At 63.2% G+C, this 26808-nt stretch carries 24 protein-coding genes and 1 tRNA gene; 7 read left to right on the forward strand and 18 right to left on the reverse strand.

Annotation, left to right across the window (positions count from 1 at the left end; genetic code table 11):
* Window positions 1-47: 47 nt before the first annotated feature.
* From thrC to thrA, 3 genes are all read right to left on the reverse strand, one after another.
* A complete protein-coding gene (thrC, locus tag B0919_RS02375; protein ID WP_078010589.1) occupies window positions 48-1367 on the reverse strand; it encodes a threonine synthase in 1320 nt (439 codons plus the stop codon).
* Window positions 1354-2301, reverse strand: a complete 948-nt coding sequence (locus B0919_RS02380) for a homoserine kinase (protein ID WP_078010590.1) — start codon at window positions 2299-2301, stop codon at window positions 1354-1356. Before B0919_RS02380 ends, thrC begins: the two co-directional genes overlap by 14 nt.
* 93 nt (window positions 2302-2394) lie before the next feature.
* A complete protein-coding gene (gene thrA / locus B0919_RS02385; RefSeq protein ID WP_078010591.1) occupies window positions 2395-4848 on the reverse strand; it encodes a bifunctional aspartate kinase/homoserine dehydrogenase I in 2454 nt (817 codons plus the stop codon).
* A 386-nt stretch (window positions 4849-5234) separates the two neighbouring features.
* Here thrA and B0919_RS02390 point away from each other — a divergent pair, with 386 nt between their 5' ends.
* Complete coding sequence (locus B0919_RS02390; protein WP_078010592.1) at window positions 5235-5942, forward strand: outer membrane beta-barrel protein; 708 nt, start codon at window positions 5235-5237, stop codon at window positions 5940-5942.
* 55 nt (window positions 5943-5997) lie between these two features.
* On the opposite strand, the gene B0919_RS02395 is transcribed toward B0919_RS02390, so the two are convergent.
* Together B0919_RS02395 and B0919_RS02400 are read right to left on the reverse strand one after the other, a co-directional pair.
* The gene (locus B0919_RS02395) at window positions 5998-6522 is read right to left on the reverse strand and encodes a hypothetical protein (protein ID WP_139361851.1); all 525 of its coding nucleotides are present in this window, start codon (window positions 6520-6522) and stop codon (window positions 5998-6000) included.
* 62 nt (window positions 6523-6584) lie between these two features.
* A complete protein-coding gene (locus B0919_RS02400) occupies window positions 6585-8285 on the reverse strand; it encodes an ABC transporter ATP-binding protein (RefSeq protein WP_078010879.1) in 1701 nt (566 codons plus the stop codon).
* Window positions 8286-8501: 216 nt separating this feature from the next.
* Here B0919_RS02400 and B0919_RS02405 point away from each other — a divergent pair, with 216 nt between their 5' ends.
* Window positions 8502-9029: a hypothetical protein gene (locus B0919_RS02405; RefSeq protein ID WP_078010594.1), complete on the forward strand. Its 528-nt coding sequence runs from the start codon at window positions 8502-8504 to the stop codon at window positions 9027-9029.
* A gap of 23 nt (window positions 9030-9052) precedes the next feature.
* Here B0919_RS02405 and truA read toward each other — a convergent pair whose 3' ends face one another.
* From truA to B0919_RS02420, 3 genes are all read right to left on the reverse strand, one after another.
* Entirely contained in the window at window positions 9053-9874 is an 822-nt protein-coding gene (gene truA / locus B0919_RS02410; protein WP_078010595.1) for a tRNA pseudouridine(38-40) synthase TruA, read from the reverse strand.
* 116 nt (window positions 9875-9990) lie between these two features.
* Window positions 9991-10548 (reverse strand): GNAT family N-acetyltransferase, encoded by a 558-nt coding sequence (locus B0919_RS02415; RefSeq protein WP_078010596.1) that lies wholly within the window; start codon window positions 10546-10548, stop codon window positions 9991-9993.
* Complete coding sequence (locus B0919_RS02420) at window positions 10548-11747, reverse strand: thiolase family protein (RefSeq protein WP_078010597.1); 1200 nt, start codon at window positions 11745-11747, stop codon at window positions 10548-10550. Before B0919_RS02420 ends, B0919_RS02415 begins: the two co-directional genes overlap by 1 nt.
* Before the next feature lie 79 nt (window positions 11748-11826).
* On the opposite strand from B0919_RS02420, the gene B0919_RS02425 reads away from it, so the two are divergent.
* Entirely contained in the window at window positions 11827-12294 is a 468-nt protein-coding gene (locus B0919_RS02425; RefSeq protein WP_078010598.1) for a DUF4293 domain-containing protein, read from the forward strand.
* An 80-nt stretch (window positions 12295-12374) separates the two neighbouring features.
* On the opposite strand, the gene B0919_RS02430 is transcribed toward B0919_RS02425, so the two are convergent.
* The 6 genes from B0919_RS02430 to B0919_RS02455 form a co-directional block, all read right to left on the reverse strand.
* Entirely contained in the window at window positions 12375-12641 is a 267-nt protein-coding gene (locus B0919_RS02430; RefSeq protein WP_078010599.1) for a DUF4476 domain-containing protein, read from the reverse strand.
* A gap of 9 nt (window positions 12642-12650) precedes the next feature.
* Window positions 12651-13304, reverse strand: a complete 654-nt coding sequence (locus B0919_RS02435; RefSeq protein WP_078010600.1) for a hypothetical protein — start codon at window positions 13302-13304, stop codon at window positions 12651-12653.
* A 157-nt stretch (window positions 13305-13461) separates the two neighbouring features.
* Window positions 13462-15498: an OmpA family protein gene (locus B0919_RS02440; RefSeq protein WP_139361852.1), complete on the reverse strand. Its 2037-nt coding sequence runs from the start codon at window positions 15496-15498 to the stop codon at window positions 13462-13464.
* Between the two features lie 128 nt (window positions 15499-15626).
* Window positions 15627-16121, reverse strand: a complete 495-nt coding sequence (locus B0919_RS02445; RefSeq protein WP_078010601.1) for a hypothetical protein — start codon at window positions 16119-16121, stop codon at window positions 15627-15629.
* 143 nt (window positions 16122-16264) lie between these two features.
* Window positions 16265-17122: a (Fe-S)-binding protein gene (locus B0919_RS02450; RefSeq protein ID WP_078010881.1), complete on the reverse strand. Its 858-nt coding sequence runs from the start codon at window positions 17120-17122 to the stop codon at window positions 16265-16267.
* Window positions 17123-17270: 148 nt separating this feature from the next.
* Window positions 17271-18659: a 4Fe-4S dicluster domain-containing protein gene (locus tag B0919_RS02455; protein WP_078010602.1), complete on the reverse strand. Its 1389-nt coding sequence runs from the start codon at window positions 18657-18659 to the stop codon at window positions 17271-17273.
* A 124-nt stretch (window positions 18660-18783) separates the two neighbouring features.
* On the opposite strand from B0919_RS02455, the gene B0919_RS02460 reads away from it, so the two are divergent.
* Window positions 18784-18856, forward strand: a tRNA-Phe gene (locus B0919_RS02460).
* A 181-nt stretch (window positions 18857-19037) separates the two neighbouring features.
* Here the strand turns inward: B0919_RS02460 and B0919_RS02465 are convergent.
* From B0919_RS02465 to B0919_RS02475, 3 genes are all read right to left on the reverse strand, one after another.
* Window positions 19038-21446, reverse strand: a complete 2409-nt coding sequence (locus B0919_RS02465; protein ID WP_078010603.1) for a TonB-dependent receptor — start codon at window positions 21444-21446, stop codon at window positions 19038-19040.
* A 337-nt stretch (window positions 21447-21783) separates the two neighbouring features.
* Window positions 21784-23151, reverse strand: coding sequence for a M56 family metallopeptidase (locus tag B0919_RS02470; RefSeq protein ID WP_078010604.1), 1368 nt, complete (start codon window positions 23149-23151; stop codon window positions 21784-21786).
* Window positions 23138-23551: a BlaI/MecI/CopY family transcriptional regulator gene (locus B0919_RS02475; RefSeq protein WP_078010605.1), complete on the reverse strand. Its 414-nt coding sequence runs from the start codon at window positions 23549-23551 to the stop codon at window positions 23138-23140. Before B0919_RS02475 ends, B0919_RS02470 begins: the two co-directional genes overlap by 14 nt.
* 258 nt (window positions 23552-23809) lie before the next feature.
* Between B0919_RS02475 and B0919_RS02480 the strand changes: the two genes are divergently transcribed.
* The 3 genes from B0919_RS02480 to B0919_RS02490 all read left to right on the forward strand — a co-directional run bounded on the left by B0919_RS02480 (window position 23810) and on the right by B0919_RS02490 (window position 25994).
* Complete coding sequence (locus B0919_RS02480; protein ID WP_078010606.1) at window positions 23810-24259, forward strand: hypothetical protein; 450 nt, start codon at window positions 23810-23812, stop codon at window positions 24257-24259.
* A gap of 131 nt (window positions 24260-24390) precedes the next feature.
* Window positions 24391-25494, forward strand: coding sequence for a hypothetical protein (locus B0919_RS02485; RefSeq protein WP_078010607.1), 1104 nt, complete (start codon window positions 24391-24393; stop codon window positions 25492-25494).
* Window positions 25491-25994 carry a hypothetical protein gene (locus B0919_RS02490; protein WP_078010608.1) on the forward strand — a complete coding sequence of 168 codons (504 nt, stop codon included), beginning with the start codon at window positions 25491-25493 and terminating at the stop codon, window positions 25992-25994. The genes B0919_RS02485 and B0919_RS02490 overlap by 4 nt, the downstream gene beginning before the upstream one ends.
* On the opposite strand, the gene B0919_RS02495 is transcribed toward B0919_RS02490, so the two are convergent.
* Entirely contained in the window at window positions 25980-26777 is a 798-nt protein-coding gene (locus tag B0919_RS02495) for a hypothetical protein (RefSeq protein WP_078010609.1), read from the reverse strand. The two genes, B0919_RS02490 and B0919_RS02495, sit on opposite strands and share 15 nt — an antisense overlap.
* Window positions 26778-26808: the final 31 nt, after the last annotated feature.

Consider the following 26808-nt stretch of genomic DNA (forward strand, 5'->3'; position numbering starts at 1 on the left):
CCGGTTTGCTACCAAAGCACCGGGCCGCCTTCTTTGGGCAGAATAGGCTATGCGGTGGCACTGACTAGCAGCCAGGACTTAAAGCCCGGATAGTCATTTGATAAATCAACCAGGTATTGGTCCCGGTGGCTAAGCATCTGTACTTGCCGTGGTACCTCCACCTGCGCGGCCACACCGGGCGCCAACACTTCCGGGAACTTGCACGGGTGCGCCGTGGCCAGGAATACGCCCGGGGCTGACTCGTGGGGGTGCGCCTGCCGCCACTGCTGCCAAGCCCGCCAGGCAATGGCCGTGTGCGGGCACAGCACGTAACCGTGGGCATCGAATGCTGCCTGCATAGCCGCGCGGGTTTCGTCATCGGAGTAGCTATAGCCGGTGACCAGGGCGCTGAGTCTGGCGGCATCGTCGCGGAACAGGTCGGCAATGCGGGCCCAGTTGCTGGGGTTGCCCACGTCCATGGCGTTGGCAATGGTGGCTACGGACGGCCTGGGCTGGTACTGGCCGGTGCGCAAAAAGGTGGGCACGGTGTCGTTGGCGTTGGTAGCGGCCAGAAACTGGCACACCGGCAGGCCCATCTTCCAGGCCAGCAAGCCCGCGCTCAGGTTGCCGAAGTTGCCGCTGGGCACGGAAAAAACTACTTCCCTGTGGCCCAGGCGTTGCAGCTGGGCGTAGGCCCCCACGTAGTAAAACGCCTGCGGAATCAGCCGGGCAATGTTGATGGAATTGGCCGAGGTCAGCCGGAAACGCTGGTTCAGCTCCTCGTCGGCAAAGGCCTGCTTTACCAGGGCCTGGCAGTCGTCGAAGGTCCCGTCGATTTCGAGGGCGCGAATGTTCTGGCCGTTGGTAGTCAGCTGCTGCTGCTGGATGGGGCTGACCTTGCCTTTAGGGTACAGGATGGTCACGCGCACGTTCGGCACGCCCAGAAAGCCTAAGGCTACGGCGCCGCCGGTGTCGCCGGAAGTAGCCACCAGCACGTCGAGCGGACGGCCGCCTTCCTGCGCGAGGTAGTAACCCATCAGCCGGCTCATAAACCGGGCGCCGAAGTCCTTGAACGCCAGGGAGGGGCCGTGAAACAGCTCCAGCACGTAGGTATTGGTGCTGAGCGGGACTACGGGCGCCGGGAAGCTTACGGCATCGTCGACGATGCGCCGGAGCTGCTCGGCGGGTAGCGCATCCTGCAGCAGCGCGTGGGCTACTTCGAAGGCAATCTGCGGTAAGGTTAAAGTGGGCAGCCGGGCCCAGAACTCAGCCGGCAAGCGTGGAACATCGACGGGCATGTACAGGCCCTGGTCGGCGGGCAGGCTCTGAAACAAGGCCTTCCGGAACGGCACGCGCAGCGCCCGGTTGTTGGTGCTATACAAGTTCATGGCGGAGCACTTTGGGCCCTTGGGCGTTGATAGGCGACACGTAGGCCTGGCTGCCGACCTGCAAGGAGGTGAGGTGCTGCTGCAGCCGCTCGGTAATGGCATGGGCAGTGGCGGCATCGTGGGCGAAGGCGAAAACCGACGGCCCCGACCCCGAAATGCCGAAGCCAATAGCCCCGGCAGCCATGGCCAGCTCGCGTAGGCGGTAGAAATCCGGAATCAGAATGGCGCGGGCGGGCTCCACCAGCACGTCCTGCATGCTGCGGCCGATCAGGGCGGTATCGTTCAGGAACAGGCCGCTGACCAAACCCGCCACGTTGCCCCACTGCGTCACGGCGTCTTTCAGCAGCACGGTGCGGCGAATCAGCTGGCGGGCGTCGCGGGTAGGCACTTCCACATCGGGAAAGACGATGGCGCAGTACAGCTCCGGCGGAAACGGGAGCCGCACCACGTCGAGCGGCTCGTAGCTGCGGATGAGCACGAAGCCGCCCAGCAGCGCCGGCGCTACGTTGTCGGCATGGCCGGTGCCGCAGGCCAACTCCTCCCCCAGCATGGCGAAGGGCAGCAGCTGCAGCGGCGTGAGCGGCTGGCCGAGCAGCGCATTGGCTGCCACGAGGCCCGCTACGGTGCTGGCCGCGCTGGAGCCCAGCCCGCTGCCAATGGGCATCTGCTTGTGCAATTCGATGTCAAGACCAACGTCTTCGCGGCCGAGGTGCCGCAGGAGCTGTTGCACGCTGGCACTGACGGTGTTGTGGGCCGCGTCGAGGGGCAGGCGGCCGTTGTCGCCGGTGATGCGGCGGATGCGTACACCCGGCGTATCGGTGCGGGTCATCAGCACTTCGTCGCCGGGGGCATCGACGGCAAAACCCAGGATATCGAAGCCGCAGACCACGTTGGCGACGGTAGCGGGGGCAAATACGCGGATGGAATCGAACATAAATACGGTGAATTCAGCTGGGAATGCGGCTATGAGGTGGGGGATACGGCTAAGGTTCCTACGTCTTTACATCGTTGAGCCACGCGGGCTAGGCTAGCGGGTACCAACGTTGATCAGGTCGGCAAAGACGCCGGCGGCCGTGACTTCGGCGCCGGCGCCGGGGCCTTTCACCACCAGGGGGCGCTCCTTGTAGCGTTCGGTGGTGAAGGAAATGATGTTGTCGGCGCCGGAAAGTTGGTAGAACGGGTGGCTGGCATCGACCATGTCCAGCCCGATCCGCACCTGCCCGTCTTTGAGCCGGCCGATGTAGCGCAGCACTTTGCCGGCTTGCTCGGCCTGTGCTTTCAGGCGGTTAAAGTAGTCGGCCTGGGCTTCTAGCGCCTGGTAGAACGCCTCCACCGTAGGCGCGGATAGGCAGCTGGCTGGCAGCATGGGCTCGATGATAACGTCGTCGGGCTCCAGGGCGTGGCCGGCGTCGCGGGCCAGAATGAGCATCTTGCGCATGAAGTCCCGCCCGTTCAGGTCGTCGCGCGGGTCGGGCTCGGTGTACCCCTTTTGCTGGGCTTCGCGCACGATATCGTGGAAGGCCGCCGCACCGCGAAAGTGATTGAAGATAAACGAAATCGTGCCGGACAGGATGGCTTCAATCCGCTCGACCCGGTCGCCCGAGGTGCGCAGGTCCTTGAGCGTGCGGATGATGGGCAGGCCGGCGCCCACGTTGGTTTCGTAGTAGAAATCCACGCCGTGCTGCCGGGCCGCGTCGTGCAGGTCACGGTACTGCGCGTAGGAGGCGGAGTTGGCTATTTTATTGCACGTCACCACCGAGATGCTGGCCGCCAGCGCCTCGGCGTAGAACTCGGCCGGCTCGGGACTAGCGGTATTGTCCACCAGCACGCAGTTGGGCAGGTTCAAGGCCTTCATGCGCCCGATGAAGCCGGCCAGGTCGGCGGGCTCCGACGCGCCGTTCTGCAAGGCATGCTCCCACGCGTCGAGGCCGATGCCGCTCGGGTCGATGAGCATGCGGCGGCGGTTACTGATGCCCACCACATTGATCTGCACGCCGTTCTGCTCACGCAGAAACTCGCGGTGCGCGTGCAGCTGCCGCAACAGCGTGCTACCGATGTTGCCGGTGCCGAGGCAGAATACGTGCAGCGTCTTGGTCAGCTCCACGAAGAAGGCGTCGTGCACCGCGTTCAGCGCTTTGGCCAGGTCGGCCTGCCCGATGATGACGGAAATATTGTACTCCGAGGAGCCCTGCGCAATGGCCCGCACGTTCACGCCGTTGCGCCCCAGCGCCTGAAATAACTTGCCGGCAATACCCGGCGTCTGCTTCATATTTTCGCCCACGATGGCCAGCACCGCCAACCCGGGCTCGATGCGTGGCAACTCCAGCTTGCGCGCCTGCAGTTCCAGCTCAAACTCCTGCCCGATCAGCTCCTGCGCCCGCCGGGCATCGTGTGGGGCCACGGCAAAGGTGATGCTGTGCTCCGACGAAGCCTGCGTGATGAGGATAACGTTGATTTGCTCCCGGGCCAACAGCGAAAACAGCCGGCCGCTGAAGCCTGCTTTGCCCACCATGCCGGAGCCTTCCACGTTGATGACGCTGATATCGTTGATGGAGGATATGCCCTTGATGGCCAGCGGCGAAGCCTGGCAGTCGTGGCGGATGGTGGTACCGGCAAAGCTGCGGTCAAAGGTGTTCAGGATAACGATAGGAATGCGCTTGAGAAACGCCGGAATCATGGTCGGCGGGTAAATCACCTTGGCCCCGAAGTAGGACAGCTCCATGGCCTCGGTGTAGCTCAGCTCGGGCAACGAAAACGCCTTGCTGACCATACGCGGATCGGCCGTCATCATGCCGTTGACGTCGGTCCAGATCTGAATTTCGGTGGCATTCAGCGCGGCCCCGAAGATGGCGGCCGTGTAATCGGAGCCGCCGCGGCCCAGGGTGGTCACGCGGCCCTGCTCGTTGCGGGCGATGAAGCCGGTGACGAACAGCAGGCGGTCCGGGTGCTCCTGGCAGAAGCCGCGGATGAGCTGCTCGGTCAGCGGCGTTTCCACCCGCGCCTGCCCGAAGTGCGCGTCGGTGCGAATCAGCTCCGAGGCATCCACAAAACAGGCCTGCGGAAAGCGCGAGGCGGCAATGCTGCTGACCATGAAGGTGGAGCACCGCTCGCCGTAGCTCAGCACCAGGTCCAGCGTCTGGGCCGTCAGCTCGCGCAGGCTGCGGATGCCATGCAGCAGGTCCTCCAGCTCGTTGAAAAACAGCTTCAACCGGGTGAGGACCGGGTTTTGGCGCGGCACTTCCAGCAGAGCTTTCACCACCTCGAAGTGACGTACTTCCAGCTCGGCGAGGTGCCGGTCGTTGGGCTGGCCCTGCGCGGCGGCCTGAGCCGCGGCCAGCAGCAGGTTGGTCACGCCGCTCATGGCCGAGAGAACCGTCACGGGCCGCTCGCCGCGGGCTAGTTCGTCGGCCACGATATCCAGCAGGGTACGGATACTCGCCGCGGAGCCGACGGAGGTGCCGCCGAATTTGAGGACTTTCATAGGGCTCGAAAACAAAAACGCCTTCCCGGGCTGGGGAAGGCGTTGGCTGAAAGATGCAAGGCAAGGTTGTCAGACCTCCGTGCGCGCGCCGCCGTCCCACCCGTTGCGGGTAGTCGTTGTAGTTGTGGCGGTTGTGGTGGCGAACAGGCGCATAGCGGGAACTGCCAGGGGGCAGCGGGCTAAAGAAAGGCAGCAAAGAATTGATACGCAACTTTTTCCGACTTGGCAGCGCGCTTCTCCTCTATGATGGTCAGCTGGTTACCGGGCGGCATCCTTTGCCATCCGGCACTAAAAAGCGCCTTGGGCAAGCTGGTGCTAGGTCCTTAGGGCCGGACTGCTGTAAGTTTGACCGTCTTTATCCTCTTCCAAATCATCCGAGCGTATTTATGAAACACGTTCTTCTTTCGGCGGCCCTGCTTGGGGCGGCTACGGCAGCCCAGGCACAGGTTGGGGCGGGTACTTGGCTGCTCAGCGGGCAAGCCAGCTATTCCCAGACCAAGCAGGAAAGCACCATCGTGCCGGGCAACAGCCAGCAGGCGGAAGTCAACAAGGTCAGCCAGGCAGTGATTATGCCCCTGGCCGGTTATTTCGTGACCGACAACCTGCTCATCGGGGTGCGCGGCGGCTACGAAGGCCAGCGTCAGACGTCGCCGCAATACGCCGTTTCTGTTATTAACGGCAACTACACGTACCGCAAAGTCGGCGAGGCCGTGAGCAAGATCAACGCCTTGACCATTGGGCCAGCGGCGCGATACTATTATTTCCTGGGCACACAGGCCGCCTTTTACGGCGAGCTAAGCGCCGGCTACGCGAAGCGCAGCAGCGAAGACCCCATCAGCAACCCTTATCCTCCCGGTCCGTCGGACCCTATTCGCACCGAAGCCAATGGCATGTATGGTTACCTGGCGCCGGGCTTCACCTTCTTTCCGGTCCCGAGCCTGGGCCTGGAGCTGAGCCTGCAGGGCCTGAACTACCAGCACCTCAAAATTGAGGCTAAGGACACGCCGTACAAAAGCACCCTCAGCTCGTTCGAGGCCGGCGTGAAGCTGCAGGATTTGCGTCTGGGCCTGTCGTGGTACGTCGGCCGTAAGTAAGGCACATTGCCTAACGCAAGAGCGCCGCCCCCTGACCGGGGGCGGCGCTCTTGCGTTAGGGGGCTACGGTGACGAGCATTTCGGCCGGGGCGTCTTCCGGAAACTGCTCCACGAATACGTTGCGCAGCTTCAGTTTGCGGGCCTCGGCTTCCTTTTTCAGGGCCGGGTGCAGCAGGCCCGGAGCCAGCATGAAGTTGGCCTTCACGCGGGCCCGCAGCACGCGCTGCCCGGCGGCAAAGGCGCGGTAGCGGTAGCCGATTGGCAGCTGCTGGCGCGTGGTATCGGGCACCACCACGCCGATAAAGGCCTCAATTTCTTCGCCTTCCGTGTCAGCGTCGTTGTAGTAGATGTTGCCGAGCACGCCCTTGATGGTGCCCTTGCGGTACAGCTCGTTGGCTTCGGCAAACAGCTTACCGAACTCCTTGTCGGGGATACCCTTGTAGTAGCGGCCCGCGACGAAAATGGGTTGCTGGGTGGTAACCAGCTCAAGTTGCGGCGTGCGGAAGCCGCCCATCCAGGCGTACGCCCCCGCGAAAATCAGCAGCAAGGTGCCGCCAATGGTTAAGAACCAACGAGACATTCTGAGTTTGAGAGTGGTGAGGGAATGAGGTTGAGGGTGAGCCGGCTGCGAGGCGCCGCTGCTTATTCCGTCACGTATTGCATTTGGTACAATTGGGCGTAGTAGCCGCCGAGGCGCAGCAGCTCCTCGTGCTGGCCGCTTTCCTTGATTTCGCCGCGGTCGAGCACGATGATGCGGTCGGCTTTCTGGATGGTGCTCAAGCGGTGGGCAATGACGAGCGAGGTGCGCCCCTGCATGAGCTTCTCGATGGCCTGCTGAATCATTTCCTCGGTTTCGGAATCCACCGACGAGGTAGCTTCGTCCAGAATGATGATGCGCGGATCGTAGACGAGGGCGCGCACGAAGCTGATGAGCTGGCGCTGCCCCACCGACAGCGTGGACCCGCGTTCCATCACCTTGTACTGCAGCCCGCCGGGTAGCCGCTCAATGAACTTATCGGCTCCCACGAGCTGCGCCGCGTGCCAGATCTGGGCTTCGGTGATGTCCGTGTTGCCCAGGGTGATGTTGTCCTGGATGGTGCCGTTGAAGAGGAACACGTCCTGCAGCACCACGCCGATGTGGCGGCGCAACGCCTTCAGGTCGTACTCGCGCAGGTTGTGCCCGTCGACGCAGATTTCGCCCTGCTGAATGTCGTAGAAGCGGCTCAGCAGGTTGATGATGCTCGTTTTGCCCGCGCCGGTAGCCCCCACGAAAGCCACCGTCTGGCCCGGCTTCACTTCGAAGTTGATGTCCTTGAGCACCCACTCCGGCTCATTGTAAGCAAACCACACGTGGCGGAAATCTACCGCGCCGCGCAGCGTGGTCGGCTGCCGGGTGCCCTCGTCGGGGATAAAGTCCTTGCTGTCGAGCAGCTTGAGCAGGCGCTCGGTGCTCACCAGGCCCAGCTGCAGGGTGTTGAAGCGGTCCGCAATCTGCCGGATGGGCCGGAAGAACAGCGAGTTGTACATGATAAAGGCGATGAGCGCGCCCTTGGAAATCGTGCCTTCGATCTGCCCGTGCGAGGCGTACCACACCAACAGGCCCACGCCCACGGCGCCCAGTACCTCGGCTACCGGGAAGTAGATGCTGTAGTAGAGCACCGAGCGGATGTTGGCGCGGGTGTGCTCCTGGTTGAGCTTCTCAAACTTGCGAAACTCCCGCTGCTCGTTGTTGAAGATCTGCACGATGCCCATGCCCGTCAGGTGTTCCTGCACGAAGGCGTTGAGGTTGGCCACGGCCGTGCGCACTTCCTGAAACGACTTCTTGACCTTCTCCTTGAACACGTAGGTGCTGAAGAGCAGCGGCGGAATCACCGAGAGGCTCACCAGCGTCAGCCGCCAGTCGATGTAGAACATGAAGGCCATGATGAACACCAGCTGCAGAATGTCGCCAATCATGGCCGCCAGCCCTTCGCTGAACACGTCCGAGAGGGTTTCCACGTCGGAGATGTTGCGCGTCACCAGCACCCCGATGGGCGTGCGGTCGAAGAACTGCAGCCGCAGGTTCAGGATGTGGCGGTAGAGGTCCACGCGGATGTCGCGCACAATGTACTGGCCCAGCCAGCCGCCGTAGTACGTCTGCAGATAGCTCACGCCGGTGTGGGCCACCAGCAGGCCCAGCAGCAGGGCAAACATGCGGTTCAGCCCCGGCCAGTCGCCGTTGGTGATTTGCACGTCCACCATCTGCTGAATCAGGAAGGGGCGCACCGTGCCGAGGGCAGCCGTAGCCACCGTCAGCACGATAAGCAGCGCAAACACGCCACGGTAAGGGTTGATGTAAACCATCAGGCGCCGTAGCACCTGCCAGTCGAAAATATTGCCAGCTTTGGCGGATGTAGCAGTAGCAGCGGGCTCCACGGGCAGCGGATTAGGTCAGTGAGGAATGCGTATGGGCTTAACCGACCAAACGGCGCGCAAGTTACGGCGGGGCAAGAATCCGCGGCGCGCAAAGGACTGGCTACTTAACTTTGTTGTTCTACTCGCTCATGCCTCCCTTATATCATGGAGTTCGATATTCTATTGCGCAGACTGAAGATTGTGCAGGATACGACCTTGCACCTGCCAATTGAAAAAGAGCTATTCGTTGCTCGGCTGGCAGCAGTTACAGAGCAAGGCTACTCCAGTCCATTATTCTCAGCGGTGCATGCCCTTCGGTCCTCTGGTAAAGAATTTACCGGCGACGTTGGCCCAGATTATTTCACCATCCGTCGCAAAGCCAGCTTTTCCAATCCCGGCTTGAGCGCAGTAACTATCAGAGGTACACTACTGCCAGCCGATACAGGCTGCGCGGTCGAACTTGAGCTGGACGGATTCCACCTCCTGTACCGCATGGCCTATAGTCTGCTCGCTCTCCTCTACCTGTTCATGCTCATCTACGCCGTTACCTCGCAACCCATGCTGCTGGCGGCTTTACTGCTACACATTGCCATCATCGGTGTTATGCCTTACATCTCGATGCGCAGAAGCGTATCAAAAATGAAGCACAATATTGAGCGGGAGTTATTCTTTCTCACCAAGACTACAGCTTGAAGTATCGTTGATCAGCAACGAACTCACTGCTTCCAGTAGAACGGCTGCAGTTCGGCATCCGTCACGAAAAACGGCTTCTCTACCGGCTCGTGGCCCGGCAGCAAGGTTTCTGGCGGATACTCCACCCGACTCAGAAACAGCCCGTGCGCCGCCGCCGCGCCGCTGGCCGCAATGCGCTGCTGGCGGTGCAGCACTTCGGCAAACTGCGCGGGCGTGAGGCGGCCGCGGCCCACATCGAGCAGGGTGCCCACGATGAGGCGCACCATGCCGCGCACGAATCGGTTGGCCCGGATGCGGAACATCAGCCCGTGCGGCGTGGGGTGCCAGCCGGCTTCGTGCACCCAGCACACGTAGTGCGTCTCGGCCCCTTTCACCTTGGAAAAGCTGGTAAAGTCGCGCTGTCCCACGAGGTACTGCGCGGCTTCGTTCATGGCGGCTACATCCGGAGCCTTATCGAGCCACAGGGCCTGGTCGCGGCGAAACGGGTCGCGGCGCAGCGTCACGTGGTACTCATAGCTGCGCGCTACGGCCCCAAAGCGGGCGTGGGCGTCGGGCTGCACCGGCGTAAGGGCATAGGCGCCGATATCGGCGGGTAGGGCGCGGTTCAGGCGGTACAGCAGCTGCGTGGTATCGAGCCCGGCGGGCAGCTCGGCATCGAAATGCGCTACCTGGTGGCTGGCGTGCACGCCCGAATCGGTGCGGCCGCTGCCGAGCACGTACACCGGCTGCCGCAGAATCTGCGTGAGGCGGCGGTCCAGCTCCTGCTGCACGGTTGGCATGTTGGGCTGAATCTGCCAGCCCCGGTAAGCGGTGCCGTCGTAGGCGAGTTCGAGGAAATAACGCAACGCTCTGCTTAGGGAAGAATGATAAAGGAAGAAGGAAAGAAGCTGAATTTAAGGCAGGCATATTTTCGGCCTTTGCGGGGCAACGTTAAGCAGCCCTTCCTTACACTCATTCTTCTTCACTCTGCTACCAACGCGTACAGCAGCCCATCCACGGTTTGCCCGTCCTTGGTGATGCTCTTGCGCAAGCGCCCTTCCAGCGCGTAGCCAGCCTTTTCCAGCACCCGCGCCGAAGTCGGGTTGTACTCGAACACCGAGGCGTAGAGCCGGCATACGTCAAAGTGCGCCAGGGCGTAGGCTGATAGCGCCTGCACCGCCGCCGAGACGATGCCGCGGCCCCAGTAGGCGCGGCCCAGCCAGTAGCCGATTTCGGCTTCGCGGCGGCTGATATCGTCCTTGAACAGCACGCTGATGCTGCCGACTGCCTCGCCGTCGACTTCGATGCACAGATGCAGGTCGGCGGCGCCTTCCGCGTGCACGAAACCCACGTACCACTCGGCGTCGGCCAGGGTATAGGGGTGCGGAAACCGGTCGCGCAGGTTCCGCCAGATGTCCCGGTCGTCGGCGGGCCGCGCCAGGGCCGGCGCATCGGTCGGCTGAAAAGGGCGCAGGCGGGCGCCGGCCACCGGAAGCGGCAGCGTGGGCCGCCGCGGGTCGGAGGTCGGCGCCGCGGCCATTACAGCTTCTCGAAGATGACCGCAGCCCCCTGCCCTACCCCGACGCACATCGTGGCCAGGCCGTAGCGCACGCCCTCGCGGCGCTGCATCTCGTGCAGCAGCGTGGCCGTGATGCGCGCCCCGGAAGCCCCCAGCGGGTGACCGATGGCAATGGAGCCACCGTTGACGTTGATTTTGCTCGGGTCGAGGTCCAGGTCGCGGCAGCAGGCAATGACCTGCGCAGCAAAGGCTTCGTTCAGCTCAATCAGGTCGATGTCGTTCAGAGTCAGGCCTGCACGCTGCAGCGCCTTGTGGGTAGCCGGCACCGGACCGATGCCCATCAGGGCCGGGTCGACACCCGCCACGGCCGACGACACGACGCGGGCCAGCGGCTTCAGGTTCAGGCGCTTCACCATGTCTTCGCTCACCACGATGGTAGCGGCAGCCCCGTCGTTGATGCCCGCCGAGTTACCGGCCGTCACGCTCCCATTCGGGATGAAAGCCGGCTTCAGCGTCCCGAGCTTTTCCAAGCTGGTGGCGCGCGGGTGCTCGTCGGTGTCGAACATCACGGCCTCGGTCTTGGGCTGGGCCACGAACACCGGCACGATTTCGCGGCGGAAGCGGCCCCGCTCGAAGGCGCGCTGGTACTTGCGCTGCGAGTCGAAGGCCCATTGGTCCTGCTCTTCGCGGGTGATGCCGTACTTCTTGGCTATGTTCTCCGCCGTTTCGCCCATGCTGTACGGGTGGTGCAGCTTGCTCAACTTGGGGTTGACGAAGCGCCAGCCCAGCGTGGTGTCGTGGGCCGTGAAGTCGCGCCCGAAGGCCGTATCCGACTTGGCCATGACGAACGGGGCGCGGGTCATGCTCTCGGCGCCGCCGGCCAGGTACACGTCGCCCTCCCCGGCGCGCACGGCGCGGGTGGCATCCACGATGCTCTGCAGCCCGGAGGCGCAGAGGCGGTTCACCGTCACGCCCGCCACCGTGGTGGGCAGGCCCGCGAGCAGGGCGGCCATGCGGGCCACGTTGCGGTTGTCTTCGCCGGCCTGGTTGGCGGCCCCGATGATGACGTCTTCTACGGTTTTAGGGTCGATGCCGGAGTTGCGGCGGAGCAATTCGCGCAGCACGACGGCCGTCAGGTCGTCGGGGCGCACGGCGCTGAGGGCGCCGCCAAATTTGCCGACGGGTGTACGCACCGCGTCGACGATGTATGCTTCAGGCATTGGATAAATGCGGGTTAGCGGAGTCTTTTGGCTACTTTTGCCAGCCCCACGGGCTGGTCATTCGCTCACAACAACAAAGATGATACAAAGAATTCAAAGCGTTTTTCTCCTGTTGCTGGCCATTTGCATGGTTTGCGTGCTGTTTCTGCCGATTTGGACGAAAACCGACCCGCAGTCAAACCAAACCCTGACGCTGACGGCCACGCAGCTGACTTCCTCGGCTCCCGGTCAGGCGCCCATCGGCACCTACGCCATTGCCGCGCTGGCCGCCATTGCGGCCCTGGTAGCCCTGGCCGAAATCTTCCAGTACCGTAAGCGCATGACGCAACTCATGCTCGGCTCGCTGAACCTGCTGCTCATCTCGGCCACCATCGGCGCGTGCTTCTACTACTCCTCGCAGGGCGAGCAGATGCTCAACGTGAAGATGCCCGGCAACTTTGAAGCGGGGTTCTACCTGCCCACGCTGGCGCTGCTGCTGAACCTGCTGGCCAACCGCTTCATCCGCCGCGACGAGAAGCTGGTGCGCTCCATGGACCGCCTGCGCTAGGCTACTCCGCTCCCCACAAGCAAAAGCCCCGACGTAAGCTGCGTCGGGGCTTTTGTTTTTCCGGTTGGGTCTCTTGCGCGCTAGGCGCCGCGGTTCTGCTCGATGTATTGCTGCATTTCCCGCACGCTCGCATCAAACGTGAACACGTCGTAGACGCGGTAGAAGTTGTGGCGGTCGGCAACGTGGGCGTACGCAAACTTGGCCAACTCCAAGCGTCCCCGGTCGAAGTCAATGCCGCTGAGCAGCCGCCGCAGGTCCTCGCTGTTGATGTCCGTTTCGGCCAGGGCCTGCTTAGCCAGCACCACCTTCTGATCGTCGAAGGAGCGGGCGCGCACAGCCTGGATCAGCTGGTCGGTTTACTGGGGCGTCATCAGGTGGCGGTAGTTGTTGCCGTAGCTACCCGCATTTGGGTAATTGCCGTTGGGGTAGCCGCCGTTGGTAGCGGGGCCGTTGCCATAGCCGCCATTCGATGCAGGTGCAGGTTGACTGTACTGACCGGGCGCATTGCCGGGCGTCTGGGTGTAGTCATCGTCGCCGCGGCCGTACCAGTCGTCGCGGGCGCCGGGCGCGGGCCAGGTGCTGGCCCCGCCAAACGGCGTCGGCTGGTGCTGATAGCCATAGTCATCGGCTCGGCCGGGGCCGCGCCAGCCGCCGGGGCCAGCGGCCCAGCCCGGCAGCGGTACTTCGTCTATGCGCTGCAGCACCGGCGGAAAGCCGCGGCGCGTCACCAGTACAAAGCGGCTTTCGCGGCCTTCCAGCAGCTGCACGCGGGTGCGGTAGTTGAGCATGCCCCCATTGGCCGGCACCTGAAACTCGGCCCAGTGCTGGCCGGGCGCCAGCCGCTGAAAGCGCACCTGCGTCATACCCATGCGCCCACCGATGCGGTACCCATCGAGCCGGAGGCGGAAGGGCAGGCCGCGCTCCGAGCGTACGGCCATGCCCGCAGGAATGGCCCAGGCTACCTGCGCCAGCAGCAGCAGGCTCAGCCCCAGGAGTAGTAGTTTGTTCATGGCGGTTAAGAGCAATGCGCCGCGGCCCAATGCCCGCAGCTCAAGCCGCAAAGCCAACTTTTGTGCCAAAGCTGCGGGTAGCCACTGAGCCTGGACACGCAAAAAGCCCCCGCATCATTACGATGCAGGGGCTTTCGGCTTGAAGCCAGTATGTCGCTTACTGGCCGGCGTTGATTTTAGTCACTTTGAACTCCGTGCGACGGTTGCGCTGGTGTTCTTCTTCGGTCTTCGCACTCTTGATTACCGGGGCGGTTTCACCGTAGCCTTTAGCCGTGATACGCGCCTTCGGAATGCCCTTCGAAATGATGTAGTCTACGGCCGACTGCGCACGCTTCTGCGAGAGGGTCTGGTTGAAGGCATCCTTACCGCGCGAGTCGGTGTGCGAGCTAAGCTCGATGCTGATGTCCGGGTTGTCGACCAGCGTCTGCACCAGCTTATCCAACTCGGTAGCTGCGTCCGGGCGAATGTCCCACTTGTTGTAATCGTAGAAGATGTTTTCCACCACGATGGCCTTGTTCTTCACAATCTTGTCGAGAGTCAGTGTCACCGGCACGGTGATGTCGTTCATCTCGTTGGCCAGCTGATCCTGCGCCGGCACCTTACCTACGGTGCTCACGTTCTGGCGTGCCGTGAAGTAGCCGCCGCGGTCCGCCACGAAGGAGTAGGTAGCAGCGGTATCCAGCTTCACTTTGAACGAGCCATCGGCGCCGGTTTGCACGTCCTGCTTCTGCCCGTTGGCGCTGGTGATGGTTACCGTCTCGTTAGCCAGCGGCTCAGTGGTGCCCGTCTTGGCATCCTTGCCCAGCACCTTGCCTTCGGCGTAGAAGGTCACGAGCTTAAGCGGCTTCTTGCGGAACATGTACAGGTCGTCCGAACCTTTGCCACCGGCGCGGTTCGAGGAGAACACGCCCACGTCCTTGCCCGTCAGGTACGGGGCAAAGTCGTCGCCGGTGCTGTTGATCGGCGCGCCGAGGTTGGCCACTTTGCCGGTCTTCTCCACGCGAAACAGGTCCAGCTTACCAAAGCCCGGGTGCCCGTCCGACGAGAAGTACAGCGTGCCATCCGGCGCTACGGCCGGGAAGTTTTCGTTGCCGGGGGTGTTAATCTGGTCGCCCAGGTTTTCCGGCGTCGAGAAGCGGTTGTTAGCGCCCAGCGTCGACTTGTACAGGTCGTTGCCGCCCTGTCCGCCGGGGCGCGACGAGGCGAAGTACAGCGTCTGGCCGTCGGGCGAGAGTACCGGCGAAAAGTCGTCGGCTTTGCTGTTGTTGATGCCGCGGATGAGCTCAGGCTCGGTCCAGGTGCCGCCCCGGAAGTACGACACGAACAGGTCCACACTCAGGTAGCCTTTCTTCGAACCATCGTTCGACTGGGCAAATACCATCATTTTGCCGTCGGGCGAGAACGTCGCCGAGGCTTGGTGCATGTTCGGCTTGCTGAACAGCGGCTTGCCCGAGTCCTTGGCCGGAGCCGCAGCAGGGGCCGGTGCAGCCGTGCCCGTGGCGCCGGCAGCCGGTGCCGCGGCGGCAGCACCGCTCATGGCTACCGTTTCGTACGGCATTACGGTACCGCCCACCATCTTATCCGCGTCATCGAACTTGATGGCGTAGAGGTGGTTGAAGCCTTCCCCGTTGCCCGGGTATTTCTTCCCGTCACGGCCCGAAGCGAAGATGAGCTCCTTGGTGTCGGGCTTGATGGTGGCGCCAAAGTCAGACGAAGCCGTGTTGATCTGGTCCAGTGGGGTTACCTCGTTGTTGGCTTGCATGGCAAGCAGGCCGGGTACCGCCTTCGCGTTCTGGGCCTCACGCTCGGCGCGGGCTACCAGGGCGCGGTTGGTGCCGCTCTGGGCGTACTGCTCCAGTTGGGTCGCTGCCTCGTCGTACTTCCCGTTGGCCTTCAAGGCCAGGCCATAGTAGAAAGGCGCATCCGTGTTCTTCACCCCGCCGTCCAGTGCCGCTTTGTAGTACGACTCCGCCTGCTCCAGGCGGTTCGTCACGCGGTAGGCCTCCGCAATCTTGTAGTTGGACATGGCAATGTTCTTGCCTTTTGCCACGTCGGCCTTGTAGAGTTCAATGGCGGATTCGTACTCGCCACGCTGGAAGCGCTTGTCTGCCTTGGTCAGGCCGCCCGAGGCGGCACAACCGCTAAGCACGGCCACCGAGCCAGCCGCTGCGCAAGCAACGATGAGGTTCTTCATAAGGTGGTAGAAAGAGAGAAGGTGGGGTGGTGGGGGTGGAGGTGCCCAAACGGTCCTGTAGGGGCCAAATTGAGGCTAGCAATAATACTAAGTTTACATAGTATTCCGCTGATACCCCCGATTTTTTCCTAGCTGCCGGTAAAATAACGCGCCAGCCACGTCGTTGCAGCCGGCGCCGGCCAGCCGGCCTCCAGTAACCCGCGCTGAGCCACTGTGTTATCGAAATAGGGCGAATCGGGACGTAATTGGCCAGTGGCCACGGCCTGCTTCAAGGCACGCCGCGGCAGCAATTGTACCTGCCCATCGGCGTCGAGAAATGCCAGCTGCTCCTTGGCCAGAAGTTCAATTCCGAGGGCGGCCTCCAGCTCGCGCACGAAGCGCACGGAAGCGTCGATGGAGCAGCCGCTTGCGTCGGCCACAGCCTCGTCGAGCCCGATAATGAGAAACTGCCGGTAGCGGAATTCGGCCGAGGCGCGCAGGGTGCGGCCATGGCTGGTCCAGGCTTCGCTGAACTGCTGCAGAGCGGGCTGCACGGCAATCAGCTCGGCGTCGGTGAGGGGGCGGCTGGCCTGGTAAATCCAGACCCGGGCGGTAGTGGGGAGTTCGTGAAAAGCGACGAACATGGTAATAACGGAAAAGGCGGCCGCAGCAGCGCCGATATGCCTCGGTAAGCTCGGCCGCGTCCTACAATGAGAAGGCCCGCGCCCCGGACAAAAGTTCCGGTGGCGCGGGCCTCAAGTTAAGCAGCCTGAGCTTGGCGAAATAGCTAGGCGTTGATGCCCTCAGCGGAGGCAATCAGCTCGGCCAGGTCGAACACCTGCACGCTGCTTTCGCGCTCCTTGTTTTTCACCCCGTCGCTCATCATGGTCATGCAGAACGGGCAGCCCACGGCGATAATGCCGTTGGCGTTGTTCTTGGGCGAAGGGGTGGCACCGGCGTTGCCGCTTTCCACACCCAGCATGCCTTCCATGGCCGCTGCGTTGCCGTCGAGCGTAGCTAGGGCTTCCTCGGTGCGCTCGATGTTGACGTCCTTCTTGCCCGGCTCGGGCTCCTTCCACATCTGCGCGCCGCCGGCGCCGCAGCACAGCCCGTTGGCTTTGCTGCGCTTCATTTCCACCAGATCGGCGTCGAGGGCAGCCAGCACCTCGCGCGGGGCCTCGTAGATGTTGTTGGCCCGGCCCAGGTAGCAGGAGTCGTGGAAGGTGATGCGGCGGCCCTTGAACGACTCGCCGCCCTGCACCTTCACGCGGCCCTCGTTGATGAGCTGCTGCAGGAAGGTGCTGTGGTGAATCACCTCGTAGTTGCCGCCCAGCGCGGGGTACTCGTTCTTGATGGTGTTGAAGCAGTGCGGGCAGGCCGTCACGATCTTCTTGATGCCGTAGCCGTCGAAGGTGGTGATGTTCTGCATGGCCTGCATCTGAAACAGGAACTCGTTGCCGGCGCGCTTGGCCGGGTCGCCGGTACAGGTTTCTTCCATGCCCAGCACGGCGTACTTCACGCCCACGTGCTCCAGGATGCGCACGAAGGCGCGGGTCACGCGCTTGTACCGGTCGTCGAAGGCGCCGGCGCAGCCGACCCAGAACAGCACCTCGGGCGTTTCCCCGCGGGCCGCGAAATCGGCCATCAGCGGGACGTTAACTTGGCGTTTGGCTACTTGCTCAGCCATATGATTAGTAGGGAGTAGTCAGTATTGAGTATTGAGACTAGGGCGAGAAGGAGAACGAGCCTGGCAGCAGAACAAATTCTAACTACTCAATACTCGTGTCTCTATACTACTTCTCAGCCACGTACAGCTCGTCGGCCCAGTTGAAGCGGTCGGAGGGCGAGAAGGCCCAGGGGGCGCCGTTGTTTTCGATGTTGCTGAACATCACGTTCAGCGAGTTCGGCGCGGCCGACTCTTCCAGCACCAGGAACCGGCGCATCTCGATGATGCTGTCCAGCGGGTTAATATTGACCGGGCAGGCTTCCACGCAGGCGTTGCAAGTGGTGCAGGCCCACAGCTCTTCGGGCGTCACCTTGCCGCGCACCAGCGTGCCTTCTTCGTCCACCTTCACGCGCTCGGTTTCAGGGTCGTACTTGTTGGGCTGGAAAATCAGCGGCGACTCGTACTTCTCCTCGATCCGGTCCCGCGTGTCCATGATGATTTTGCGCGGCGACAGGAGCTTGCCGGTGATGTTGGCCGGGCACACCGACGTGCAGCGGCCGCACTCGGTGCAGGAATAGGCGTTGAGCAGGTTCAGCCACGAGAGGTCGTCGGCGTCCTTGGCGCCAAAGCGCTGCACCACCGGGTTGCCCTCGGCGTCCACGGGCGGGGCGGGCACCTGGTAGCTCGGGTCCATCATCGCCTTCACCTCGTGGGTAATGCTGTCGACGTTGGAAAACTGGCCTTGGGGGACCAAACGCGAGTAGTACACGTTCGGGAAGGCCATGATGATGTGGAAGTGCTTCGACGAAGGCAAGTAGTTCAGGAAGGCCAGAATGCCCAGGATGTGCAGCCACCAGCCCACGCGCTCCAGCACGTGCAGGGTCGCGGGGTTGTCGGGGAAGATACCGGTGAGCAGTGAACTGATGGGGAAAGCGCCGGGCAGCTCAGCGCCGTGCAGCTTGAGGTCGGCGGTGTTCATGGTGAACAGCGCGGCCATCAGGATCAGCTCGACGTAGAGGATGGTGTTGGCGTCCATGAGCGGCCAGGCGCGCATTTCCACCCCCGTGAAGCGACGCACCTTCTTCACGTTGCGGCGCCACCACAGGGCAATGACGGCCAGCACCACCAAGGCCCCGAGTACTTCGTTGGTGCCCGTCAGGGCGCTGTAGAGCGGCCCGAGGAAGCTCAGTACCCGGTGCGTGCCGAAGATGCCGTCAATCATGATTTCGAGCACCTCGATGTTGATAACGATAAAGCCTACGTACACCACGAGGTGCAGCAAGGCCGGCGTGATGCGCTTGAACATCTTCTGCTGGCCGAAGGCGACGAGCAGCGTCTTGTTGATTCGCTCACTGATGGGGCCGCCCATTTCGCGGTCCTTGCCCCGAAGAATGTTGGCGCGAATTTTCCGCACCTGCCACACGAAGAGTCCTATGCCCAGGACTGCGACGAGCAGAAAGAGAATTTGTTGTACCACGGTCGGAGGGGAATGGTGGGACGGCAAGATAGTAGGCATGCCGAATACTTTTGCTACGCACACAAAAGTATTGCGTTTTCGCAGCAAGATTTTTTTTGTTCAAACTCTTGCATTATGAATTCCGCTTACTAGTTTTGCGCTCCATTCAGCCACCAAGGCAACTGGTGATGTAGCTCAGCTGGTAGAGCAAAGGACTGAAAATCCTTGTGTCGGCGGTTCGATTCCGTCCATCACCACAGAAAACCCACTCTGTATTGCACAGAGTGGGTTTTTGCTTTTTGCTCGGCGCTTTCTGAAACAAACGCAGTTTTGATGACTGCTCAAGAGCTTCTCGGGAAAGTTGCACAGGCTGAAACAGGCGGTCATGACGGCCTGCACTTGTCGGATAGGTTCTAAGCAGGGCAACTAGTCACCATATTATTGCCCAGCTCGGCGTTTTTCGTCGGCGGCACCATCCGTGCGGCGGCGCGCCGGGGCTACTTGCTCGTTGCCGAAGCGGTAAGCAAACGACAGAGTGGCTGCCCGCGAATCAGAACGCTCCCGAAACCGCTCCTGGTAATTGGCATACGTGGACCGGCCGCGCGTTACGTCGGTGAACAGCACGTCGGAGACGCTTATCTTCAGGGTGCCCTTGCCAGCCCACACGCTTTTCTGGGCGCCCAAGCTGAGCTGGCCGTAGGCCCAGTGGTCGATGAACCCCAACTGCTCGCGGGAATTGTAGCTGGCGTTGGCCTCCAGCAGCCAGTCCTTGGGCAGGGCCACGGTGCCCTCAGTGCTCAGGCTGAACGCGGGCCGCCCTTGGTGGAGCGTCGTGCCGGCCAGCTCGCCCACGTAGCGGCTGTAGTAGGCCACCAGGGTGTTGTAGAGGTTACAGCCCTTACGCGGCTCCCAGGGCGCCGTCAGGGTAAGGGCGTAGTACTGCTGGGTGGTCAGGTTCACCGGGCGCTGCACGATCAGGCGGCTGGTGGCCGACTCCGGCTGCACCGCATCGACGAGGGGGTGGCGGGTAGTGCTGTAGCTCAGGCTGGTGCTGAATTGCTGCTGGAAGGTGTGGGTGAGTTCCAGATTGTAGCTAGTCTGAGGCCGCAGGTCGGGGTTGCCGGCGCTGTAAGTGGTGGCGTCGACGTAGACGCGGAAGGGATTGAGCGCGCCGTAGCCGGGCCGGTCGATGCGCCGGCTTAGGGCCACGGCCAGCTCGTGCTTATCGGACAGCGTGCGGGTGAGGCTGCCGCTGGGAAACAGCTGGAAGTAACGGCGATCGAAGCCCTCGTGGCCCACGTCCTGGCGGCCGCTGGCCCAGGTTTGCTCGCCGCGCAGGCCAACTTGCAGTTTGGTTTTGGGCCAGGTCTGCGCCACGCTGGCGTAGGCCGCACCAATGGTTTCGTCGTAGAGGAACCGGTTGGTCAAGGTGGGGTCCACGGCGGTCTGGCCGCCCGCCGTGCGGGTGAACACGGCGTCGTTGTCGGCGCGCACCGCGCTGGCTTTGACGCCCAGCTCCAACTGCCGCCCGTGCGCCAGCGGCTGGCGGTAGTCTACTTGGGCAGACTGGATGATGAGCCGGCCAGTTTGATGACCGAGTAACGTGCTGGGGGCCGGCGCCGTGCCCTCCGGTACGGTGGTAAGGCCCTGGTGGCGGGTGGTGCGGTAATCGGCGTAGCTTACGTCGCCCGATACCTCGCCGCTGGCGCTGGAATTGGCCAGCACGTGCCGCAGGTTGAGGTTGGCAGCCGCGTTGGGCGTGGTCACGTCGCGGAACGACTGAACCCGGGTTACGCCCGTCAGCCCCCCATCCGGCCCGTAGAAGCGGGTGTCGTTGGCCCCCGCGTTGTGGGCCTCGCGCGCCAGGCCGCTCGCCGTAACTCCTATCACCGTGCGCTTGGAGAGCGTGTAGTCCAACCCGGCCCGCCAGGTATGCGCCTGGGCCCGCAGTCGGTTGTGGCTGTCTAGGTCGCTGGTGCCGAGGGGCTGCCCCCCTTGGGCAAAGTCACGGTGCGCGGTCAGGGGCAGCTGCCGGGTGCGGTCGGAATAGGCGTAGCTGCCGAAGAGGTTGACCTTGTTGCGCTGGTAATTCACCGACAGGCCGGTGGTGAAGCGCCCGTGGTAACCGCGCCCGTAGGCCACGTTGGCCGAGCCGTTGGTGCCCTGGCGCTGGTCTTTTTTGAGGTTGATGGCGATGATGCCGGCGCCGCCTTGGGCGTCGTAGCTGGCGGGTGGATTAGTGATAAGCTCGATGCTGCGCACCTGCTCGGCCGGCAGCGCCCGCAGGTAGTCGGCCAGCTCCGCCCCGGTTAGGGGCTGGCGTTTGCCGTCGATGATGACTAGTAGCCCTTGCTTGCCGCGCAGGGCTAGATTGTCGCCCGCCACCGTGACGCCCGGGGCGCGGCTGAGCACGTCGAGCGTGGTGTTGCCGGCGGCCAGCGGCGAACCGTCAACGTTCACCACCGTGCGGTCGGCCAGGCGCTCAAACTGCGGCTTCCGGCCCACTACCCGCACCTCTTGCAGGGACGTGGCGGCGCTGGGGCGCAACGCAATCGGCGGCAGTTCGAGCCCATCAGCCGGCAAGGCAACCGGAGCCGACCAGTAACGCTCGTAACCCACTTGCGCCGCCGACACCAGGTAGCGCCCCGCGGCCCCGACCTCAAAGCGGAAAGCGCCTTGCGCGTCGCTGAACTCGCTTTTCACCACCGTTGAATCCACTGCCCGGTGCAGTGTTAGGGTAGCAAACTCTACCGGCGCGCCGGTCGGGCTTTGCACGCGGCCGGTGAGGGCAATGGCCTGCTGCGCCTGGGCAGCCAGTGGGGTACCGCCCGCTACCAGCAGGAACATAACGGCAAGGGTCGGCCAAGGGTGCCTGCTGAGCAGGCCCGATACTGGGTTCATCAGAGAAGGGATTAAGAAGGTGTTGAGAGGTATTCGTCGGTTGCCATTGGGCACAGGGCACACATAACCCAGCTTTTCCCCAGCCAGGGGCTGGGAAGCAGGCCTGCCTGGCGGCGGTAGCTCAAGCAGAGGGGTGGCCTACCAGGCGGGACGTCGCGGAGCAACTGGCCTGCGACAGGGCGTCGCGCAGGGCACGAGCCAGCCGTCCTGCCTCAGAGGAGACAGGCCAAATTGGTTATTGATAGTTGAGGTAGCCGGGCTAGGGGGTAGCTGCCGCACGCGGTTACGGAACCATAACGCTAGCCGGGCGGGTGGCCGGCGCTTCATCGTCGTGGACGTGGCGGTACAGCGACGACACTACGGGCCACATCGTTTCGCCCGATACGGCTTCGTACAGCTGGCGGTAGTGGGCGGCCACGGCGGCGGGCTGTGCTTGGCCGTTCACCACCAAGCTATTCGCCCGCAGGGTGTATTCGTAGTTCCGGGGGTTGGGTAGCAAGCCGCCCCGCTTCATGGCGTCCTCGAGCAGATCGACTGGCTTGGTGTGCCGGGCCTCTTGGTTCATAGGAGTTGGGGGTGAGGCGTGCGCCGATGCATCCAGCGCTGTTAGCGTGCAGCACGCCAGCAGCGCCGCACTGAGCAGCACCACAGCGGCTGCCCAGCAGCTTTCCCAAAAGGTAGGGGCCGCGGTCGGGCGCGTCACGAGGCGCCGCACGCGGCTCAGCAGTTCACTTTCGCCCGCGGGGCCGGTGGCAGCCAGCACCAGACGTGGGGAGCGGGCCTCGGCGTAGGCTAGTTCGGCGAGCGAGGACAGGGCCTGCGCGAGCGTGCGGGCGTCACCGCAGAGGCGGGCGGCCACGTCGTCGCAGCAATGTTCGCGCTCGGTGCGCAGGGCGGCGGAGAGAAACCAAACGGCTGGGTGGTAGAAGAACACTACCTCGACCAGCGCCTGCAGCAGGTTGACCAGGTAGTCCTGGCGCAGCACATGGGCAACTTCGTGGGCCAGAATCACCTCCAACTCGCGCGGGGTCAGTCCGGTGAGGGCGCTGAGCGGCAGCAGAACAACGGGCTTGACGTAGCCTACCACCACCGGCGAAGACACCAGGGCTGAAGCCAGCACCCGCACCGGCCGGGTCAGGCCGGCTTGCGCGCACAACGCATCCAGCCGCTGCTGCCACGCCTCGGGCAGCGCCGCCACCCGGTAGCGCCGCAGCCGGCGCACGTAGGCCAGGCCCGCCAAGAGCCGCAGCATCATGGCTAGTATACCAAGCAGCCAGGCGCCCACCAGCAGCGGCAAGTGCTTCTCCACGTAGGTAGTGCCCACGGCCAACACGGCCTGTGCGTGGTCTGCAAAATCGGCGTGAACGGCCGGTGCCATATTACGAGCGGCCGGCATGCTGCTGGTTGTGTCGGCCGAGGCCAGCGGCGTGGTGTGGTAGTAGCGGACAAATGTGGCGGCTGCCAACGCCACTGCTAGCAGCAAGGCCCCTAGCAACACGCGGTAGCGGACTGCGGCGCGGTGTCGGGGCATCAGCAGCAACAGGATAGCGGCGGCCAACGCTACAGCGGCGCCTTGCCAGAGCGAGTGCAGCAGGGTGAAGCCCGTGGCCCGCAACAGCGCGGGGGTAAGCAGGTCGTTAAGCGCGTTCATCGTCGGCCGGGGAAGGGTTGGACGGCTCTATATCATTTAGCAGAGCCTTAATCTGATCCAGCTCTTCGCGGGTATTCTGCCCCATGCCCAGGGCGCGCAGCACCAGCTTGAGCGCAGAGCCGCCAAAGGCCGATTCAGCCAGGCGGGTCAGCAGGTGCCCCTGCGTTTCTTCTTCCCGCACCGCGGCGCGGTACACGTGCGGCCATTGCTCGTCGTCGCGCACCACAAGCCCTTTCTCCAGCATCAACTGCATCCACTTCAACGTGGTCGTGTAGCCCACCTCCCGCTTCTGGTTGAGCTGCTCATTAACTACGCGCACCGTCACAGGTCCGTGCTGCCACAGCACCTGCAGAATCTCTAATTCGGCGTCGGTAGGTTTGGGAATGGGGGCGTCGCTCATAAGCCAGCAGAAGGTTACGAATCTATTCGTAAGTCAAATGTAAACGAACAATTCCATAATCCTATATTCACTTACGAATAAATTCGTAAGCTACAACCAACCAATAACATAAGGTCTCATATTGTGTGATCCTGGTCGTGCCTAGCCCTAGCTGAATGAACCTCGAACATCAATTAGAGGCACAACTTCATTTGCACGTTTTTGGGATACATTTGAGCGACCAACCTTTGGTCTGACCTACTATCCCAAACTTTACCCATGAGAAGACTGCTTCCCCATCAACTGCTGAACGCCTTATTGCTATGCGGCGTAGTTTCCAGTTGTGGCGACAAGAAAGATGACGCAAAGCCCAAGGAGCACACGGTGGAAGTGCGCTTTCAGGCAACGGCTATTCCCAGTAACTACATGGCCCAATTCTATGTGGAGGAAGACAACGGCAGCGGCGCCACGACTACATACATGGACAACCCGAGCGGTACGGAAGCGCATACGCACCAGGCCAGCCGGGCTAAGCGAACCGGGCACACCATCGAGGCCATGATTGGCATATCCGAAGTTACCTCGGGCACTGCCCTGCCCGCTTCCGCGAGCGTGAAGGCGGATATCGTGGTGGATGGGGCCGTGAAGCAGACGATTACCGTTGACCGGAATACAACTGCCGACCGCTACGGCGACCGGGAAAAGACGATGCTGCTTACGCTCGAATAACCTTGATGAAAGCGGTGGGCTACGTAAGTGGAAGCCCACCGCTTTTTTTTACATCGAATAGATACGAGTACCGGCGCCGCAGCCCACAGCACGCGCGGTCCAGGAGCATGCACGAGGTTATGGCTTTACCGATGACTGCGCCGCGCAATCAGTTTCGCGTGGCTACGACTTCCGCCGAGCTGGCGCAATTTCGGCAGCAGGCCTGGCGCCTGTACCAGCCCGCCGCGCCGGTAGCCGTGGAGGCGTTTGGGCAAACCTGGCAGTTGCGGCCGGGCCTCACCTTCACGCCCTTTGCCAACGCGGTACGCTGCACGGCCCACTGCGCCTTTTGCTCCGAGGAGCTGCAGCGCTACGACGGACACCAGCTCACGGCCAAGCGCCTCATTGACGACTACCCGGCCTACTTTGCCCGGCTGCGGGAGTCATTGCAGCCGTTCCGGGGGCTGCCGCTGGGGTTGAGTCTCTCGGGGTTGGAAGCCACGGCCGAGCCGCAGTGGCTGCGCGAGCTGCTGGCTTGCCTGAGCGGACTGGAAGCCGAGGGCGTGGTGTTCGACGAGAAAGTGCTGTATACCAACGGCAGCGGCTTCGTGCTCAGCCCCGACCTAGGCCCGGCGCTTCAGGAATTCGGCCTAAGCCGCCTGGAACTCTCGCGCTGCCACGACGACGAAGCCGTGAATCAGCAGATCATGCGCTTCAACCGCAACCAGCCCGTGCGCCACAACGCCGTGTACGCGGCCACGGTGCGCACGCTGCACCAGCACTTGTTCGTCAAGAACTCGTGCATCCTCACGCAGGCGGGCGTTGCTACCCTGGCTGATGTGGAACGATATCTGGCCTGGGCCGCCGGGCTGGGCGTGCGTCGGGTCGTGTTTCGAGAGCTGAGCCGGCTGGAAGGCAGCTACCTGCCCAACGTGTTTACCGATTGGATTGAGGCCCAGCGCGTGCCCATCGAGCCGCTGCTGACAGCCGCGGTACCCACGCTGGAACGCCCGCGCGCCGGCTGGCAGTACGCGGGCAGCACCTTCGGCTACTATTACTACAACGAGCATTACCGCTGGCAGGACACCGAGGTCATCTTCGAAACCAGCAGCTACCCCGCTCTGCAGACGGCCAATGCCACCGGCGTGCTGCAGAAGCTCATCCTGCATTCGGACGGCACTTTGGCTGGCGACTGGGACCCCGACAGCCGGGTAATCAGCCGCGCCTCGGCCCCAGCGGCAGCCCCTCCGCTATGACGGCGGCCCAGGAACAACGATACCTGCGCACGCTCCACCTGTTGGTAGCGGCCGGTGTGCCGTTTGTGGGGCTGGGCACCTTCGCGCTACGTCGGCAGTGCCCGCGGCTGCCCCGCCGCCTGGTGGCCGACTGCGACCTGCAGCTACCACCCGACGCGGCCGTGCTCACGCAACTAACGGAGCTGCTGCAAACGGCCGGCTGGCACGTGACCCTGTGGGAGCAACCCGTGCCGCTGCCGCTGCAAACCGCTGAACTAGTCGGCAAATACTACCTGCGCGCCCGCCGCGCCGGAGCCGTGCTCGACTGCGCCTACGAAAATGACTTCCTGAGCTGGCCCGCCTTCCTGGCCGATAGTCATTGGCACGAAGGCTTGCCCGTGCTGCGCGCTGAGGCCATTCTGCACCAGAAAGCCCAGACCGGCCGCCCCCGCGACCTGGCCCTGCTCGACTGGTGGCAGCAAACCATCCGCCCGCGCCCTAGCGGCTTAGGGGTTGGGTAGGATTTCCAGTTCGGCGTAGGTGAGCGGTAATTGGGTGGCCGCCTGCACGTCGCCACCGGCATCGGCGTGGGCCTGGGCCAGCACCACGTGGCGGGCGTCGCGCCAGCGGGCGGCGCGGGGGCCCCAGTTGGCCAGGTCGCGCGACCAGACGAGCTGGGGCCCGGCGGCGGTGCAGCGGTACAGGCTAAGATTGGTGGGGTTACTCCCGCTAGCCACATCTTCGCAGGCACTGAGCAGGTATTGCCCATCGGGCGAGACGCTGGGGGCGCCCAGCAGTTGGGTGCGGCGGCCGGTGCGCTGGTCAATGAGCAGCACCGCCGGACCTTCGTCGGTTACTACATCGATAACCCACTGCCGCGCGGCAGGCAGGCTTCCCCAGTACAGGTAGGTGTTGTCGTTGCCTTCGGGGCCGTCGGGCGAGGGCACGGGACGCAGTGTAACGGGCGGCCCCTGGGCAGGACGCAGCACCAGCAGCCCGCCCTGGCGCTGCACCCGGCCATCAGCGGGCAGCGCGGCGTCGGATGTGTCGGTGGCGTTTACTGCATCGGAGGGGCGCAGGGGCAGCGCATCGCGCAGCTGCTGAAAGGCGGCTTGCGTGCTGGGCTGCAGCCGCAACACCCCGGCCGGGCGGCCCAGCGAATCGGCTACGTGCAGGGTATCGGTGGTAGAAGCTGGGCGCGGTGTGGCGGGGGCAGCGCCAGCGGGCTTGTCCGGGGAAGTAGTAGCGGGCTGCTCAGGCTGACCGCCCGCCAGCAGCAGCGCGGCGGCGAGGTAACGTTTCATGCGGGGCACAACCAAGATAGAGTTGTCGGGA

Source organism: Hymenobacter sp. CRA2 (assembly GCF_002007105.1).
GTDB lineage: Bacteria > Bacteroidota > Bacteroidia > Cytophagales > Hymenobacteraceae > Solirubrum.